General features: G+C 61.6%; 12 protein-coding genes and 3 pseudogenes. 6 read left to right on the plus strand and 9 right to left on the minus strand.

Translation table 11 applies throughout. The annotated features are described in order from the left end of the window. The first annotated feature begins 14 nt into the window (after positions 1 to 14). The 4 genes and pseudogenes from ACH9D3_RS03935 to ACH9D3_RS03950 form a co-directional block, all read left to right on the plus strand. Positions 15 to 437: a hypothetical protein gene (locus ACH9D3_RS03935; RefSeq protein WP_396409934.1), complete on the plus strand. Its 423-nt coding sequence runs from the start codon at positions 15 to 17 to the stop codon at positions 435 to 437. Between the two features lie 70 nt (positions 438 to 507). Beyond that, positions 508 to 1,935: a hypothetical protein gene (locus tag ACH9D3_RS03940; RefSeq protein WP_396409935.1), complete on the plus strand. Its 1,428-nt coding sequence runs from the start codon at positions 508 to 510 to the stop codon at positions 1,933 to 1,935. A gap of 35 nt (positions 1,936 to 1,970) precedes the next feature. Beyond that, positions 1,971 to 3,158 carry an acyltransferase family protein gene (locus ACH9D3_RS03945; protein WP_396409936.1) on the plus strand — a complete coding sequence of 396 codons (1,188 nt, stop codon included), beginning with the start codon at positions 1,971 to 1,973 and terminating at the stop codon, positions 3,156 to 3,158. Positions 3,159 to 3,269: 111 nt separating this feature from the next. Then, positions 3,270 to 3,452: pseudogene (locus ACH9D3_RS03950) on the plus strand (helix-turn-helix domain-containing protein); the annotation flags it as partial. Between the two features lie 30 nt (positions 3,453 to 3,482). On the opposite strand, the pseudogene ACH9D3_RS03955 reads toward ACH9D3_RS03950, so the two are convergent. Together ACH9D3_RS03955 and ACH9D3_RS03960 are read right to left on the minus strand one after the other, a co-directional pair. Then, positions 3,483 to 4,452, minus strand: a pseudogene (locus ACH9D3_RS03955) (IS3 family transposase); the annotation flags it as partial. Positions 4,453 to 4,466: 14 nt separating this feature from the next. Next, positions 4,467 to 5,546: an IS110 family RNA-guided transposase gene (locus ACH9D3_RS03960; protein ID WP_396409937.1), complete on the minus strand. Its 1,080-nt coding sequence runs from the start codon at positions 5,544 to 5,546 to the stop codon at positions 4,467 to 4,469. Between the two features lie 333 nt (positions 5,547 to 5,879). Between ACH9D3_RS03960 and ACH9D3_RS03965 the strand changes: the two genes are divergently transcribed. Then, positions 5,880 to 6,914 (plus strand): IS110 family RNA-guided transposase, encoded by a 1,035-nt coding sequence (locus ACH9D3_RS03965; protein ID WP_396409938.1) that lies wholly within the window; start codon positions 5,880 to 5,882, stop codon positions 6,912 to 6,914. Positions 6,915 to 7,036: 122 nt separating this feature from the next. On the opposite strand, the gene ACH9D3_RS03970 is transcribed toward ACH9D3_RS03965, so the two are convergent. Next, positions 7,037 to 7,336: a transposase gene (locus ACH9D3_RS03970; protein ID WP_396409939.1), complete on the minus strand. Its 300-nt coding sequence runs from the start codon at positions 7,334 to 7,336 to the stop codon at positions 7,037 to 7,039. 16 nt (positions 7,337 to 7,352) lie between these two features. Here ACH9D3_RS03970 and ACH9D3_RS03975 point away from each other — a divergent pair. After that, positions 7,353 to 8,210: pseudogene (locus tag ACH9D3_RS03975) on the plus strand (IS481 family transposase); the annotation flags it as partial. 39 nt (positions 8,211 to 8,249) lie between these two features. On the opposite strand, the gene ACH9D3_RS03980 reads toward ACH9D3_RS03975, so the two are convergent. Genes ACH9D3_RS03980 through ACH9D3_RS04005 form a run of 6 tightly spaced genes read right to left on the minus strand, consistent with a single transcriptional unit; the run spans position 8,250 to position 14,905 of the window. Then, positions 8,250 to 9,443: a glycosyltransferase gene (locus ACH9D3_RS03980; protein WP_396409940.1), complete on the minus strand. Its 1,194-nt coding sequence runs from the start codon at positions 9,441 to 9,443 to the stop codon at positions 8,250 to 8,252. A 1-nt stretch (position 9,444) separates the two neighbouring features. Then, positions 9,445 to 10,815, minus strand: coding sequence for an oligosaccharide flippase family protein (locus ACH9D3_RS03985; protein ID WP_396409941.1), 1,371 nt, complete (start codon positions 10,813 to 10,815; stop codon positions 9,445 to 9,447). Then, a complete protein-coding gene (locus ACH9D3_RS03990) occupies positions 10,812 to 11,984 on the minus strand; it encodes a hypothetical protein (RefSeq protein WP_396409942.1) in 1,173 nt (390 codons plus the stop codon). The genes ACH9D3_RS03985 and ACH9D3_RS03990 overlap by 4 nt, the downstream gene beginning before the upstream one ends. Continuing rightward, the gene (locus tag ACH9D3_RS03995; RefSeq protein ID WP_396409943.1) at positions 11,962 to 13,155 is read right to left on the minus strand and encodes a glycosyltransferase; all 1,194 of its coding nucleotides are present in this window, start codon (positions 13,153 to 13,155) and stop codon (positions 11,962 to 11,964) included. Before ACH9D3_RS03995 ends, ACH9D3_RS03990 begins: the two co-directional genes overlap by 23 nt. Then, positions 13,152 to 14,303, minus strand: coding sequence for a glycosyltransferase (locus ACH9D3_RS04000; protein ID WP_396409944.1), 1,152 nt, complete (start codon positions 14,301 to 14,303; stop codon positions 13,152 to 13,154). Before ACH9D3_RS04000 ends, ACH9D3_RS03995 begins: the two co-directional genes overlap by 4 nt. After that, on the minus strand, positions 14,300 to 14,905 hold the full coding sequence (locus tag ACH9D3_RS04005; RefSeq protein WP_396409945.1) for an acetyltransferase: 606 nt from the start codon (positions 14,903 to 14,905) through the stop codon (positions 14,300 to 14,302). The genes ACH9D3_RS04000 and ACH9D3_RS04005 overlap by 4 nt, the downstream gene beginning before the upstream one ends. Between the last annotated feature and the right edge of the window lie 97 nt (positions 14,906 to 15,002).

Below are 15,002 nucleotides of genomic sequence, written 5' to 3' on the forward strand. Positions count from 1 at the left end.
GTACATTCGACGGCATGGACGTCATAAACCACCTCGTATCCCTGCGTCGTCACCGCTGGGCGCAGCAGCTCCTTGCACTGCAGTGCGTTGAGATCCCCGCGCACGTGAAGATCGGTGACGGGTTCCGGTTACTTCACCGGGGGTTTGGCACGGTCGTTCATCCCGATACCGTCATCGGGGACAACGTGACCGTCTTTCACGGCGTCACCCTTGGTCGGGCCGATGCGTGGAAGCCGAAAGTGGACAGCCTGATGGAAGGCATTGAGATAGGGGATGAAGCAGTGCTTTGCGCCGGCGCGAAAATTCTCTGCAAGGACGGCATCTTGCGAGTTGGTCGTGGCACCGTCGTCGCGGCGAACGCGGTGCTGACACAGTCCACTGGAGAGGACGAAGTGTGGGCTGGCATCCCAGCCCGTAAGGTCGCCCATCGCGCCTAGCCACCCTGGAGGGCTGCTCGCGTCGTGTCATGTGGGCTAGTTGGGGGACGACGGCCGGTAACCTGGGTGGGTGACCCCCACACATCAAGCCAACTCCCCTATCGGCAGTCAAGTCCTGTGGATCATCTCCGCGGTGATTTTCTGTTTCGCAGTGCCCGCGTGGTTCTACCAAGCTACTGGTGGGCTGACCAACGACCGGAACCCGTGGTGGTCCACTGCGGTCATCGTCTTCGCGGGCCTTGCCTACGCCGGCGTCATCGCTTCTAAGCGCCGTCAGCTTTACAGCATGGTGGTGTGGCTATTCACCTACCTGTTTATGGGCCTCGCCCCGTACGTCCAGTACCGACTGGACACCATGCCGGGCACCACTCCACAGGTAGACACGTCGTTGCTCCCCATCGCTTCTGGACTAGTCATTGTCGCTGGCATTGCCTATCTAGTGGGCGGGTATTTTGCCCGGGGGCGCCGCTCGGGCGCGCAAACGGTATTCCGGGTGAATAGGAGGAGGGCGAACATCCTCACAGCCATAACCATAGGCCTGTTCGCGTACTACGCATCGAAAGTCGGGCCGTCCTCCTATTTCTTGTCACGCACGGAATTCATGATGGTCAAACAGATGACATGGCCCAACCCCACCCTTTTGGCGCTTCTGACAGGTGCGATGACCATGGGCTTGTTGGTCGCTTTCTTAGCGCAGATGACGGTGCGTCGCCAGATGAAGATGGCATGTATAAATCCTCCCGTCCTGCCCGCCGTCGTTGTTGCTGGGTTGTTGCTCTTCATTTCCAATCCCATCAGCTCGCCTCGATCCGCGGTGGGGAACTTGATTCTGTCAATGATTGCGGCCTTTGGCGCCTATGCGACCCTGACCCGCTTCCGCGTGGTCTGCGCTGCGGCGCTGGTGGGCATGCTAACCATCTTCCCGTTGGCGGATCTTTTCCGGCACAGCACAGATGCTACGTTCAAAGCGGAGAGCCCGGTAACCGCGCTTACCTCCGGCGACTTCGACGCCTTCGCTCAGGTCGTAAACTCTCTGGACTACGTCTCCACGCAGGGCATCACTTGGGGGCAGCAGTTACTAGGTGTGCTTTTGTTGTGGGTGCCCAGGTCTATTTGGCCGGGTAAGCCGGAAGACACGGGGATCGTACTCGCAGAGCACATGGGGTACCAGTTCACGAACATTTCCGCTCCATTTTGGGCTGAGATGACCATAAATTTCGGGTTCCTCGGCGCGATCGTGGGTATGGGGGCCTTGGGGTACTGGTTCCATGTCTTAGACAGCCGAACGGACTTTCACCTTAGGTTCCATGCCATGCCCCCTGTGGTGGTGTGTGCAACGGCCTTCTACATGCTTGTCTTTCTGCGTGGCTCCATGCTCACCGTGTCGGCTTACTTGCTGGTCATTTTGTTGGCGTCATGGTTCGTGACCGAACGTGGCCGCACTTCGCCCGCGCATTTCCAGGCGATGTCATCACCCACGCCCGAGCGCGTCACCTAACTCGATTGCAGGACAGTGCTCGCTATGATTTACCCATGCACAGCACCCCCGATCTGCGTGTCCCCCAAAACGGCCAAAGCCTGGCTCGACCACAAATAGTCGGGCTCACCGGTATCCGAGCCCTCGCCGCCGCATGGGTGGTGATTGAGCACTTCAGGTACGCGCTGTTTGGGCTCTTCCCAGGATCCCGCCCCGCCGCGAGATTCATCGAATCCGGGTTTCTCGGTGTCGAGATCTTCTTCGTGCTCTCCGGATTCATCATTGCCTACACCTATGCGCACAAGTTCGAAAAGTTCACCTGGGGTAAATACCGGAGATTCATGTTGCTCCGGTTCGCCAGGATCTACCCCGTGCACCTAGTGACGCTGCTCGCCGTCCTGGCACTGGTAGTAGCCGCAGCGTTTGCCGGCATCGAGCTGAACTCATCGGAAGGCCACACTCCCGGCAATTTCATCGCTAACGTGCTGATGCTGCAATCCGTGCCGCCGTTCTCACCGTGGAACCTGCCAGCCTGGTCGATCTGCGCCGAGTTCGCCGCCTACCTCGCTTTTCCTTTGGTGGCTGTATGGGTGGCCCGCATCAACAGTGCCCGCCACGGGTTTGTCGCAGCGGGCGCCGTCCTTGTGGTGGGGGCTGCGCTCTTGCTGGTCATCGCCGCCTATGTCAATTCTTCCCCCACCGGGTACGAACTAATTTGGGCGCGCATCTCCATCGAATTCACCGCGGGCACTCTCATCTACGCCGGGTGGCGCCACCTCGGGACAGGTAAGCAAGGGCCGTGGTGGGATTGGGCGGCAGGAGCTTCGTTCCTTGCCATTCTAGTCGTCATCTACTGGACGAATGCTGGCAGTGCCTTCGTATTGGCTGCAGTCCCATTCATCGGTGTCTTTGTGTTGTCCTGCGCCGGTGCCACCGGACTGGTCGGCCGATTTCTGGGATCTCGGCTAATGGTGTGGGGAGGGAAGATTTCTTACTCGGTGTACATGACACACTTCGTGTTGCTCATGGTCTTCGGGAAGCTCCTGCCTTGGGAAGCATTTGTCGACGGTTCTCTGGTAGCCCGGGTTGGAATTCTGGGCGGTTACTACGTGGCCGTGATCATTGCCGGCGCTGTTGGCTATTACCTCGTCGAGGAACCCGCCCGTCAGGCTATCCGCAAAATCGTCGAGGCGAAGGGTGGGATGCGCGCCCCGAAGATCACCCACCCCACCCCAGTGCTCTAGCTGTTGTGGGTCATGAGGTTCTTGGCGCGGGTGCGTCGATGAGATGAGGAACGGGCTCCTCGGCACAGGATGGAAGTTCCTACACAAACATCCGCACGAGAGAGCCCGTTCATGACCCACGTTAATGCACCCTTGACCCCGACCGGCCGGCTGCGCATGGTGTTGCGCCACCTCGACGACGGGATCCCGAAGGCCCACGTGGCTGCGGAGTTCCGGGTCTCCAGGTCCACGGTGGCGACCTGGGTGGCCCGCTACCTCGAGCACGGCGAAGCCGGGCTGGTCGATCGCCCCTCGATCTGAACCGTCACGGCTTTTCTGCCGTCTTCATACGGGCTGCGTCTCCGGCTGGGGCGCAGTGATCTGATCGTAGTGGACGGCCTCGAACTCGGCAGGTGGGACGTTGCCGAGGCTGGAGTGCAGCCGGCGGTTGTTGTACCAGTCCACCCAGGCCATCGTGACGTACTCGACGTCGCTGACGGTCTTCAGCGGTGCCTTCACGAACGGGCCCGGGCGGATGCACTCGGTCTTGTACAGGCCGATGATCGACTCCATGAGGCAGTTGTCGTAGGCGTCCCCGACCGAGCCGATCGACGGGGCCATGCCTTCCAGTGCCAAATGCTCGGTGAAGCGCAGCGCCGTGTATTGCGACCCGGCGTCGTGGTGATGGATCAGCCCGTCCGGCAGCACCAGCCCCTGGCGGGTCCGGTCCCACCGGCCCATCCGCAGGCAGGTGAGCACCAGGTCCGTGGTGCGGGTGGTGGCCGCGTTCCAGGACACGATGCGCTGGGCGAAGACGTCCACGATGAAGGCGACGTAGACGAACCCGGCCCACGTGCGTACGTACGTGAAGTCGGCGACCCACACGGTGTTGGGCGCGTCCGCGCTGAAGTCGCGGTTGAGCAGGTCACCGGCTCTGGCCCCGTCGGCGGACGGGACCGTGGTGCGCACCCGCTTGCCGCGCACGACCCCCGGCCAGCCCGAGCGCGCGCATCAGACGGTCTACCGCGCAGTGGGCCACCGTCAGCCCGGACCGGCGCAGGTACGCGGTCATCTTCCGCCGCCCGTAGAGCCCCTCCGGGGTGCCCACGGTGGCCAGCAGCGCATCCATGACCGCCGCATCGCTGACCGTGCGCGCGGCAGGTTGCCGACCGGGCTGCTTCCAGGATCGATAGGTTCTCGCGGCGATCGGCACGCCCTGCTCGCGCAGGACCGCGCAGACCGACTCGACCGCGTACCCCTGGGCCCTCATCTGGTCGATGAACCCGGCGATCAACGGTTGCGGGGGTCGAGCTCCCCGATGCTCCTATGTCAAGCCGCAACCTCGAGAACTGGTTCCGGACCAGGGCGATGCCTGAGGTCGATTGGTGACTCTTTGGCCTTCTCATCGGCGCGCAGAGCGGCGAAGACTCGGTCCGAAATCCTCCGTCGTAGCAGTCGCATCGCTTCGGTGTGGGTCTTGCCGCGGGCCAATTGCTTGGCCACGTAGTCGGCTCCTTCGTAGCCGAGCCTCTGCTGAGTCACGGCGGCCATGTGCAGGGCGGTGTTGATCGTACGATTGCCGCCGCGATTGAGACGGAATCGCTCGTGGTTGCCGGACCATACGGGGATCGGGGCGGTGCCGTTGAACCGGGCGAAGGCGTCCTTGGAGTGGAAGCGCGCCGCCCCGGCAGTCTCCCCGACGATCGTCGCCGCGCCGAGCACCCCGAGACCATCCACGGCCAACAGGTGCGGGTACTCGGTGCGCACCAGTCGCCCCAACCGCGCCTCGAGCTCATTGATCCGCCGGGTCAGACCGATGATTTCGCTGATCATGTCCTCGGCGATCTCGACGACCACCCCGTCCCTGCCGGCCAGTTGCTCTTGCACGGAGTCCAGGACGCAGTAGCGGCGCAAGGCCCGGGAAGGGACCTCGATGGCCGGGTCAATCTCGTGCAGGAACCACCGCAGTTTCGACTGCAGGGCCGAGCGCCGGGCGACCATTGACCGGCGATGGTCGGCCAGCAGCTTCAAATCGCGTTCCGGGCCGGCCAACACCGCGGTCGGCAGCTCATCCTCGCGCAATGCGACGCGGGCGACGGCCTCAGCGTCGATCGGGTCGGACTTGCCGCGTTCCCTGGCCCCGCGGCGCATTCCGGCCATCAGCCGGGTGTGCACCCGCACCACTTGGTGGCCGGCCAGCAACAAGTCGACTTCCAAGGCGCGTGAGAGATGTCGGCAGTCCTCCACCGCTACCTTCACCGCGTCCTGGGAACTCAACCATGCCAGGACCTTCTCATGGCCGCTGGGCCGGGCCTCGACGGTGAGCTCCTGGAGTTTTCGCCCGAGCCCGTCTACGGCGACCAGGGTGTGGGTGTTCTTGTGGGTGTCGATACCCACGACGGTGACCATGGCTACCTCCGCGTGCTCCTCGTGCCTGATCGAAAGGCAGGACGAGCCCCCGGCGGGCACGCCTCAATCGGACGCCGAACAGCGCACGCTCCTGACTTGTCTTGAATGGGTGGTGGCCAGCACTGGGGAGTCTGCAGCTTCGTAGTGTTGAGAGTGGCGGTCGGCGCTGGTCCGCAAGCTTCTTGTCGCCCCTGGAGGGGGCTGGCTCATTGATAGGGTGCCCGGCCGGCCGCCACCTGCCCTGGGTGTGGTTCGACAGAGGCGTGCAGTTGGATTGAAGTCAGAGTGCCCACCGAGGGAGCTTCATATCCCTGCCAGTGGAAGCAGCCTGCCATGACGATCATCGGGATCGATCCGCACAAATCCTCGCTCACCGCCGTAGCCCTGACCGCCGATGGCTCCGTGACGGCCACGCGACGTTTCGCCGTGACCAAGGGCACCGGACCGGCCGTGGTGGCGTGGGCCTCCCAGTTCAATCAGGCGCTGTTCGCCGTGGAAGGCGCCAAAGGCCTGGGGCGGGGCATCTCCCAGTACCTCATCAGCCAGGGTCACGAGGTCATCGACGTCCCTTCGACCCTGTCGATGAAGGCGCGTGTGCTGCACACCGGCGGCGGGCGGAAGACCGATGCCGCTGACGCCCGCGCCGTGGGGTGGGCCGCCCAGCACCACCAGGGCCTGCAGCGCGTAGCTGTCGAGGACCACGCCGAACTTCTGGGCCTGCTCACGCACCAGCGTGACGCGCTCAAGGGTGAGCGGACCCGGGCCCTGAACCGACTCCACGACCTGCTCCGGGACCTGATTCCCGGTGGCGTGCCCCGAGGCCTGAACCTCACCAAAGCGAAGGCGGCGTTGCGCACGGTGCGCCCGGCCACGGCCATCGCCCGATGCCGGCGCGATTTGGCACGTGATCTGATCGGTGAGGTGGCGCGGCTGGAAAAGCTGATGGATGACTACGAGCAGAAAATCGCCGAGGAGCTCCAGGCCACCGGCACCTCGTTGATGAAGTTGCCGGGCATCAGCACGATCCTGGCCGGGAAGATTCTGGGCGAGGTCGGCGACGTGCGTCAGTTCCACTCGGCCGGGCATTTCGCCAGTTACACCGGTGCCGCACCCCTGGACACCTCCAGCGGGGACAACCAGCGGCAGCGTCTGAACCCCGGCGGCAATCGCCAGCTGAACTCGGTGCTGCACGTCATGGCGGTGTGTCAGATCAGCCACGCAGGCCTCGGCCGGGAGTACTACCTGAAGAAGATCCAGGAGGGCAAGACTCCGCGCGAGGCCCGCAGAGCCCTTAAACGCCGGCTGAGCAACGTCATCTACCGCACCATGCTCAAGGACCTGACGGCCGGCAAACCGGTCCTCTCTTGACACAGAGGCCCTATCAGGCCACACCCGGACCTCGCCCGGCCGGACCGGCGGGGCGGCACATCGCGGACAAGCCCACCAGGATCGAGGGCAGCGAATAAACGAGCCAACCCCGCCGGCACTTCCTACGATGACATTGACGCGAAGAAAATCGAGGCCTTCCGCAGGATCTCGTTGGCCTCGCGCAACCGCTTGTTCTCGGCCTTCAGCCGCTTGATTTCCTCGGCGCCCTCGGAGGTGACTCCTTGGCGGGAACCGGCATCGACCTCGGCCTGGGCCACCCACCGCCGCAGCGTCTCGCGAGCCACACCGAGCTGAGCTCCGACCGCGACGCTGGCCGCGGTCACCGATCCGTAGTCGGCCTGATGGTCCTGGACCATCCGCACCACCCGAGCCTTGAACTCGGCATCGTACTTCTTGGGCATGTCGTCATCCTTCAACACAAGGAAGCGGCATCAAACCCGTGACGGTTCAATCCCGCACGAGAGCCGTACGCGCACCCCGGCGGCGGTCGTGGAGCTCATCGAGGTCCTACGGCGCAAGCACAAGTGGTCGGCGAGGCGCATCCACCGCCACTTGGTCGACCGCACCGTGGCCATCAGTCTGCGCACCGTGGGCCGCTGGCTGCACCGGCTGGGGATTTCCCGCTTTCGGGATCTGACCCCTGAGGGCGGGAGCTCGCGCAGGACCCCGGGCCGGATCCGCGCCGTCTGGCCCGGGCACATGGTCCACCTCGACGTGAAGAAGGTCGGCAAGATCCCCGACGGCGGGGGATGGCGCGCCCACGGCCGCGGATCCGACGCCGCGAAAGCGGCCAGGCGCGGGCCCGGGGCGAAGGTCGGCTACACCTACCTGCACTCGGCCGTGGACGGTTTCTCGCGCCTGGCCTACACCGAGGCCCTCGAGGACGAGCGGGCGGCGACGACGATCGGGTTCTTCTGCCGGGCGAGGGCCTTCTTCGCCGCCCACGGCATCACCAGGTTGCATCGGGTGGTCACCGACAACGGCGCCAACTACCGGGCCAAGGACTTCACCCGCTGCGTGGAAGGCCTGGCCGGCCGGCACCAGCGCATCAAGCCCTACACGCCGCGCCACAACGGGAAGGTGGAGCGGTACAACCGCCTGCTGGCAGACGAGGTCCTCTACGTCCGCCCCTACGCCAGTGAGCGGGCTCGCCGGGACGCGATCGGGGTGTGGGTGAACCACTTCAATTACCATCGGCCGCATACCGCCTGTGGTGATCAGCCCCCGGCCTCACGCGTCCCGGCCCGAGCCAATAACGTCATGCCCTCTTACAGCGCCGTCCGTTGCAGATGCTTCTTTGAGGCCGTCCGTCCGTTAATGTGGTTGCGGCCGTTCGGCACTAACAAAGCGGCGGATATCGATTGCCAGGGCGTCCGGAGTCATGTGATACTCAGCAAACCTTCGACCGCCTGCCGACATTTTCTGCATCAGACCAGGTTTTCGATACATTTCCTCCAGAACGCGTGCCCATAACTCACTATCAAATTCCTTCACAACAAAACCGCATTGCGCCGACTCCACGACTTCCGGCATGGCTCCGATTGGCGAGACAACCACGGGGACGCCACAAGCCATTGCTTCTGAGAGCGCTCCCGGCATTCCTTCACTCCGGGAAGGGAGGAGAAAGACTGAGGCCTCCTGGTAGTACGGAAGAGGGTGATTTGTCATGCCAACAATGTTTACAAATTTTTCCAGACCAAGACGTTCTATGAGCTGACGAAGGTGACTCTCGTATTCAGCGTCCTCGAACGGGCCGACAAGAGATAAACTCGCATCGATGCCCGAGCTGCGGAGTTCGGCGCATGCCTCGATCACCAGATGCGGCTGTTTTCGTCGACCGAGCGCCCCGACGAACAGAAGTTTGAATTCCCTGTCATCCAGACTTGTGGGTTTGGCGCCAGGGCAATATATCCGAGTGTCGACCAGGTTGTACGCTAGGCGTATGGATTCCCCGGGAAGACCTATCTCCACGAAATCATTCTTGATTCCAGTGGACAAGCAGATTCCAAGGACGGTGCGATTGAACAGCTTTGATTGTAAAGACTTTTTTACGAGCCCCTTGATATTTTTAGGCTTGCCGGTCAGGTCCCCCCCGTCGACTACAGGCAAAGCAATGATACGCGTGCGCTGGGATAGGAAGAGGGCTGGAAGGCAGTTCAACATATATGTTCCCTGCAGAAACACGGCATCGAACCGCCGCCTGTTCCAAAAGATATAAAAAGAAGTTTTCAGTAACCACTTGACTTGCGCTGCTTTCGGGAAGGACTCGGCTGGCGACGCCACCACCGGGACAGGACGTGCGACCCATGCAGGCAGTTCGGCTAATCCACGGTCGCGATAAAGGACTGTGGCCGAAAAGTTTGCCTTTTTGATCAGAGTCCTCAGAAGGCGGTCCTGCAAAACGATGGGACCGCTGTATCCGCCAGCCACGCCCCAGGGCGCGAGAACGAGCAGTTGAATCTGGCCGGATGCCGAGTCGGTTCGACGCCCGCGGCTTCGAAGGATCACGTCACATTCTCCCCATTGAAATTACTTGCTGGCGTTGCTTGCGAAGGCTCGCGAGAAACCACGCCATGCTGCCCAAAAGGAGGACGCTGGCCAAGCTGACGCGCACATCGTCGGGGCTCAGGACAGCAACGAAGCCACCCGCGGACATCACAAAGGTCAAAAAGCCGAATACCAACCGCGTTCCTACGCTGGCGTCGTTCATCACGATGCAGAATCGCCCTAGACCGAACATCACCTTCCATGCGGAAACAGCGAGTGCCAGTAGGACGACGTCATTGAAGACTGCGGTACAAGCCGCAAGGCCTGTACCAATGGCGTCCACGGTATTGAATAACGTTGCCTGCCACCACCGTCCTGATGACTGCTGGAAGCCATCTATCACTGGCGCGACGATCCGCGCCGTCAAACTGATCAGCAGTGCCATCGTCGCAGGGACAGCGAGGGCCCACTCCTGACCGATCCATGGCTCAGACCAGGGCAGTATGAGGACACCGAAAGCAACGATTATCGCCATTCCCGCAGAAAACACGTGCATGAAGGTCATGGCAGCTTTTGTACGATCGCCGCCCTGCAGAGCGGCGAAAACAGACAGAGACACTCGGGCGAGGGGCTGACTGATCAGACCGCTGATGCCCAGTGTAATTTGAAATGCCAGGTACAGAATGCCGAGAACTTCCGGTGAAGCCAAGAACTGCGAAACCAAGTATGCAACCTGCAAGGGAATGGTCATCATGAGGGAGTTCACTGCCCAGCTAAATCTTTGTCGCACATGTGGCGTGGGCGCCGGTTCCGCCCGGTCGGCACCATCACGTCGCAGTCGGGAGTGGATGACCATGTCGAGCACCACGTAGTAGGCCAAGGCCGAAATCGCCAACGCAATCGCCGACTCGCTCCATACTGCGATCGCCACCGCCACGAGGAGCTTGAGGACGGCGGCCATTGCCTGCGCCCAGATGAGTAGGGAGTACTGTCGCGAGCGGACGCCTGCAGCATACAAAAGGTCCGCGTCCCCTTGAACAGGTATCGACACGACGATTAGAAGGCTTAGAGCGGCCACTCTGGGCTCGCCTGCGTACAAATAGGCCCCCGCCACCATAAGACCGATAACGACTAGAAGTGAATTCAGTCGGAGTATCGACCGGCGGGTCCGATGAAGCGTTATGCCCTGATTCGCGAGGTAGCCGTTGACCTCACCGAAGTTGATGAGCCCTGTCAAGAGTGCCATGGCGGACGCGGCCGCCGCCCAGTAGCCGAACTCTTCCGGGCTCAGCCAGAAGACCAGAACCAACTGGGTGGCCAGAGCGAAGGCGCGAGTGACCACTGTACCCAGCGACAGCGAAAATACACCTCGCATGGAAAAAGTGCTGCTCATTCCCTTCCGACCGGACTGGACAGGAGGCGAAGATTGTCGACAAACTGCAAGGATTGTTCCACGACACCTCGGGCTTTGTGGTACCCACCTTCGACGAGCCAGACATCCTTACCCAGAATCGCCGCGGGAAGGGCGATGTGCAGGCGATCGGTCAGCACAGGGCCAGCGCCGGCGATGACCTCTAGATACTCGTCGAAGGTGGCCTGGTGCTTGGAGCTGATGTCCCGGTGGAGGACGCCCCGGCCCAAGAACGGCTCACGGGACATCTCCGGCATCTGAGAGATCAGAGCAGCCCCCGCTTCCTTCTGCTTCTTCGCCCGGACAGCCCGTGCGAGCCGTGTGTATACGGGACCATAGGGAACGCGGGTCGAAATCTGCCGGAAAGCAGCCGAGCGCGCAATCCCGAAGGCCCCTGACGCCAAAGGCTGGTTCAACTTATTCGAAACAGAATTTTGTTCAACGTCTTTGCGTGCCCCTACCAGAGGGCAACCACTCTTCACAGATTTAAAGATGTCCCGTACCACTTCGCTGTGGGATGCCACCACATCGTGGTCGAGGATGAGTTCACAACCCACCGACGCGAGGCTGTCACCCCACGCTTTCCGCAGATGGTCGTACGAGTACTTCTCGCGCAGAATCCAGGTCGTCTTCGACGTGCGCCCGCGAAAAAGAAATTCAGGGTCTCGGGTGGGAAAGTTAGCCGACGACGGGAATATCACCATCGGGGCCTCCATATTCTCCGACGTGGATTTTTGCATTAAGTCGGGGAAGGCATACATCTGCAGCAATGAACCGCTTGGTGGAACAAGTAGCACCTCGGCCTTGCGGATGTCGTCCACGGTTCGTATGCCTGCTTGATCCAAAATACGCCAAAATATTCTCATCAACAATTCGTCGCCGTTGTTTCCGAGGGGCTTTCCGGACTCGTCTGCAATCGGCACCACGTAAGCTGCTTTGTTCTTCCACGGTGTAAGTTCCGCTTGTAGTGCTTTTGCCGTCGGCCAACTGCTTTCCGTAGTTGCGATATTCTTACGGTCCGCTTCATGGGACCGGACCGTCACAGAATCAGATGTGGACACTTCGATGTCTCGCTTTGCGTCGCTGGGAACGGATCGAAAAATATTGAGGCTATGCCGAAAAACCGGATCAGCACGATTCCTTTTCGCCAATTGGTGGCTCTAACGTGTCTTTGTGACTTGCACGCACGTGTTTGCCGCAACGGCCTTCATAAGATGCACCTAGAAGTACGTGCACGCCCTCGGCAAAATTCTCGACCATCTGTGCAAGAGTCGGAAAAGCCCAATTGGCCTCTTCATCAGAATTGGGTTTCATTTCGAGTACCCGTAGAATTTTGTTCGCGAAGGACAAGGGATCGTCCGCTGACGTGAACCGGCTGCTTTCCTCAGACAGGTACTCAGATTCAGGTGCGTGGTATGACCAGTCGGTGGTAATCACGGGTCGATGCATTACTAGAGCGTCCACAGCGACCAAGCCAATCCGTCCTGGCATCACCACTGCGCGGGACGCGCTCATGACGAGGGCCTTACCATCCGTGTCCAGGTAACCAGTGTCCACTGCCTGTCCCCTATCGAATGCCGACTTCAGCAACGACTTCTGCGGTCCTGCACCGCCGACCAAAAAGCGGACGGATTTATCTCGACTCCATAGGTCGTCCAAAACCTCAACGAGGAAACGGACTCGCTTACTCTCGTCAAGCCCTCCTATGAAACTCAGTGTTCTGGCCGGGTCAATGTCAAACCGTGCGGCAAAGGTCCGCACGTCCTCCAAAGTCAGGTTCCGTCTGGAGCGCTCGAGCGCCGAAGTATCCAAAGAGTTCATCACTGTAGTCACTTTGCCCGGGTCTATCCCGGCGTCGAGAGCATAGTTGCGGCCGCCGGTCGTGTAGGCGAAGACGTGGTCGGCAACGTGCATCTGGAGACGCTCGAGCCAGAGATCTAATGAATTTCCAGGAGCCACGTATGGACGGACATGGCCCCAGAGCCCGACTCGGACGCTTGCGCGACGAGCTGCAAGCAAGGCTTGGTAGACGGGAAGCGACGAGCCCTCCAGTCCTAAGATCACGGCGTCGGTATGCTTCCACGGCACGGGATCGATGCTGACATCGATCGAACGTCCCCCAATGGACACTTTTTTGTGCTTTACGGGAACCAGCCAGTCGGGTCGTACAGAGTCACCTCTGGCCGCTTGGTCTCCGCGCGGGACGCCTGCCGCGACGATGCATTCCACTCCGGCTTCGCCGAGACGATCCTGCAAGGCCTCGAAGAAAGCTACGCGATAACTAGGTACATATGGCTGAGCAATAACCACCCTCATTGTCATGCGACGCCCTTCTGTGAACTGCTAACCGTTCGGTAGATGTCGGCCAGTTTCCCCACGATCGAAGACATGGAATGCGTCTCTTCAATTACTGCGCGGGCTCGCGCACCCATGGAGATCCGTAGGTTTGCATTCTCCAGTAAACGCTCCAGTGCCTTCTCGAAATCCTCTTGTGAGTGATCGCAGACCACCCCGGCCTGGTGATCGCGGACGAGAGATGCCAAGCCGCATGACTCCGTGATGACAACCGGAAGGCCGATCGACATTGCCTCGAGGACCGCCATAGGGAACGGCTCATCTGTGGACGGGAGCACATAGACGCTGGCGCGGCCCATTCTGGCCAGTGTTTGATCGGGGGTTAGAGATCCGGACCAATGGATCTGCCCGGTACGGTTTGAAGCGGCAATGGTTGCGCGGACACCCGCGCCTTCTCCCTCGTCGGGACCCACCAGGGAGAAACGCACCAGCGGGAAGCGCCGCCCGATTGTCACGGCGGCCCGCGCGAACAGCAACGGTCTTTTCCGGGGGTGTAACCGCGCCAAGAACAGGACTTCTAAGTTTTCTTGCGGGCCGTCGATCTGCTCAGTAGCCCGCGTCTCCGGCACGGCAATGCCGTTAGGGAGATGAACGAGATGAAGGTTTGTTCCCGCGATCTCGACGAGATCACCGCGTTCACGATTGGTCAAGTAGAACACCGCACTTGCCTTACGCAGTACGGGTTTGGTTAATAAGCGGTCGAGAGGTCCAGCCAGCTTCTTGTCGGTGCGGTCGATCATGCCATGGGTCTGCACCACGACGGGCGCCTTCGCCCGGAGAGCTAGAGCAGCTGCGGGAAGCGTGACAAGGTCCCGCGCCAAGTGAATGTGCACCACGTCGACCCCTTTGACCGCCGTGGCGAGCCAGGCGAAGAGTCCGGGCGAGGTCAGCCCGGCGAAGCCGGACTTCGGCACGGCCCGGCGAGCCGGGAAAAGTCGCACCGGGAATCCGTCGTACTCCGCCGGCAACGGCCCGTTAAAACCGCCCGCCGCGGCCGCGACCACTACCTCGTGGCCAATCTCGGTCAGCGCCTTCGCCTGGTTGATGGCCACGCGCACGGGTCCGCCGTAGGCGCCCTCCGGGCTGATGTAGGTGACGACCTGCAGTATTTTCACGGCTGTTCCACCGTCGCTGAGGCCGCAAATCGCCGCCCCTTGGTCTCGGCATTGGGAGGTCCGAGAACCACGTTTGGGTCGACGTCCCGGTTCACTAATGTCAGCGGCTGGACCAGCGCCGAGCGTCCGACGGTGACTCCTCCGGTGACCACACAGCGCGAGGTGACCCAGGCGCCGTCGTCGATGGTCACTGAGCGGGTGATGAGACCCATGTCCGTGCGGTGGGCGTGGCTGCCGGTGGTGATGAAGGTCTCCTGCGACACAACTGCGTCATGGCCGATGGTGACCTGGTCCTGGTTGTGAATCCACACTCCCTCGCCGATCCAGGAGCGGTCTCCGATCTCCAGATTCCAGGGGAACTTGATGCGCGTACGCGGTCGGATGATGACGCCGTCGCCGATCTTGGCGCCGAAGGCGCGGAGCGCCTTTGTGCGCAGGCCGGAGCTGATCTGCCAGGGGTTGGTGACGAGGATGAGCTCCGTGGCCGACCACAGGTAGATCATCCACTTCGGCCGGTTCCAGGCCTCGCCCTCGCCGGGCGCCTTGGAGAGGTCGATGACGGGGACGACAGAATCGGCAGGGCGGTGCTCGGCGGCGGCCATGGGTACCTCTGCTGTGGGGGTCGGGGGACTTGTGTGAGCTGAACCACGGGATGACTGGGGGCGTCGCACCCGCGCTGAATGCGCTCACATGTATCGT

Source organism: Kocuria kalidii (genome assembly GCF_044462225.1).
Taxonomy (GTDB): domain Bacteria; phylum Actinomycetota; class Actinomycetes; order Actinomycetales; family Micrococcaceae; genus Kocuria; species Kocuria kalidii.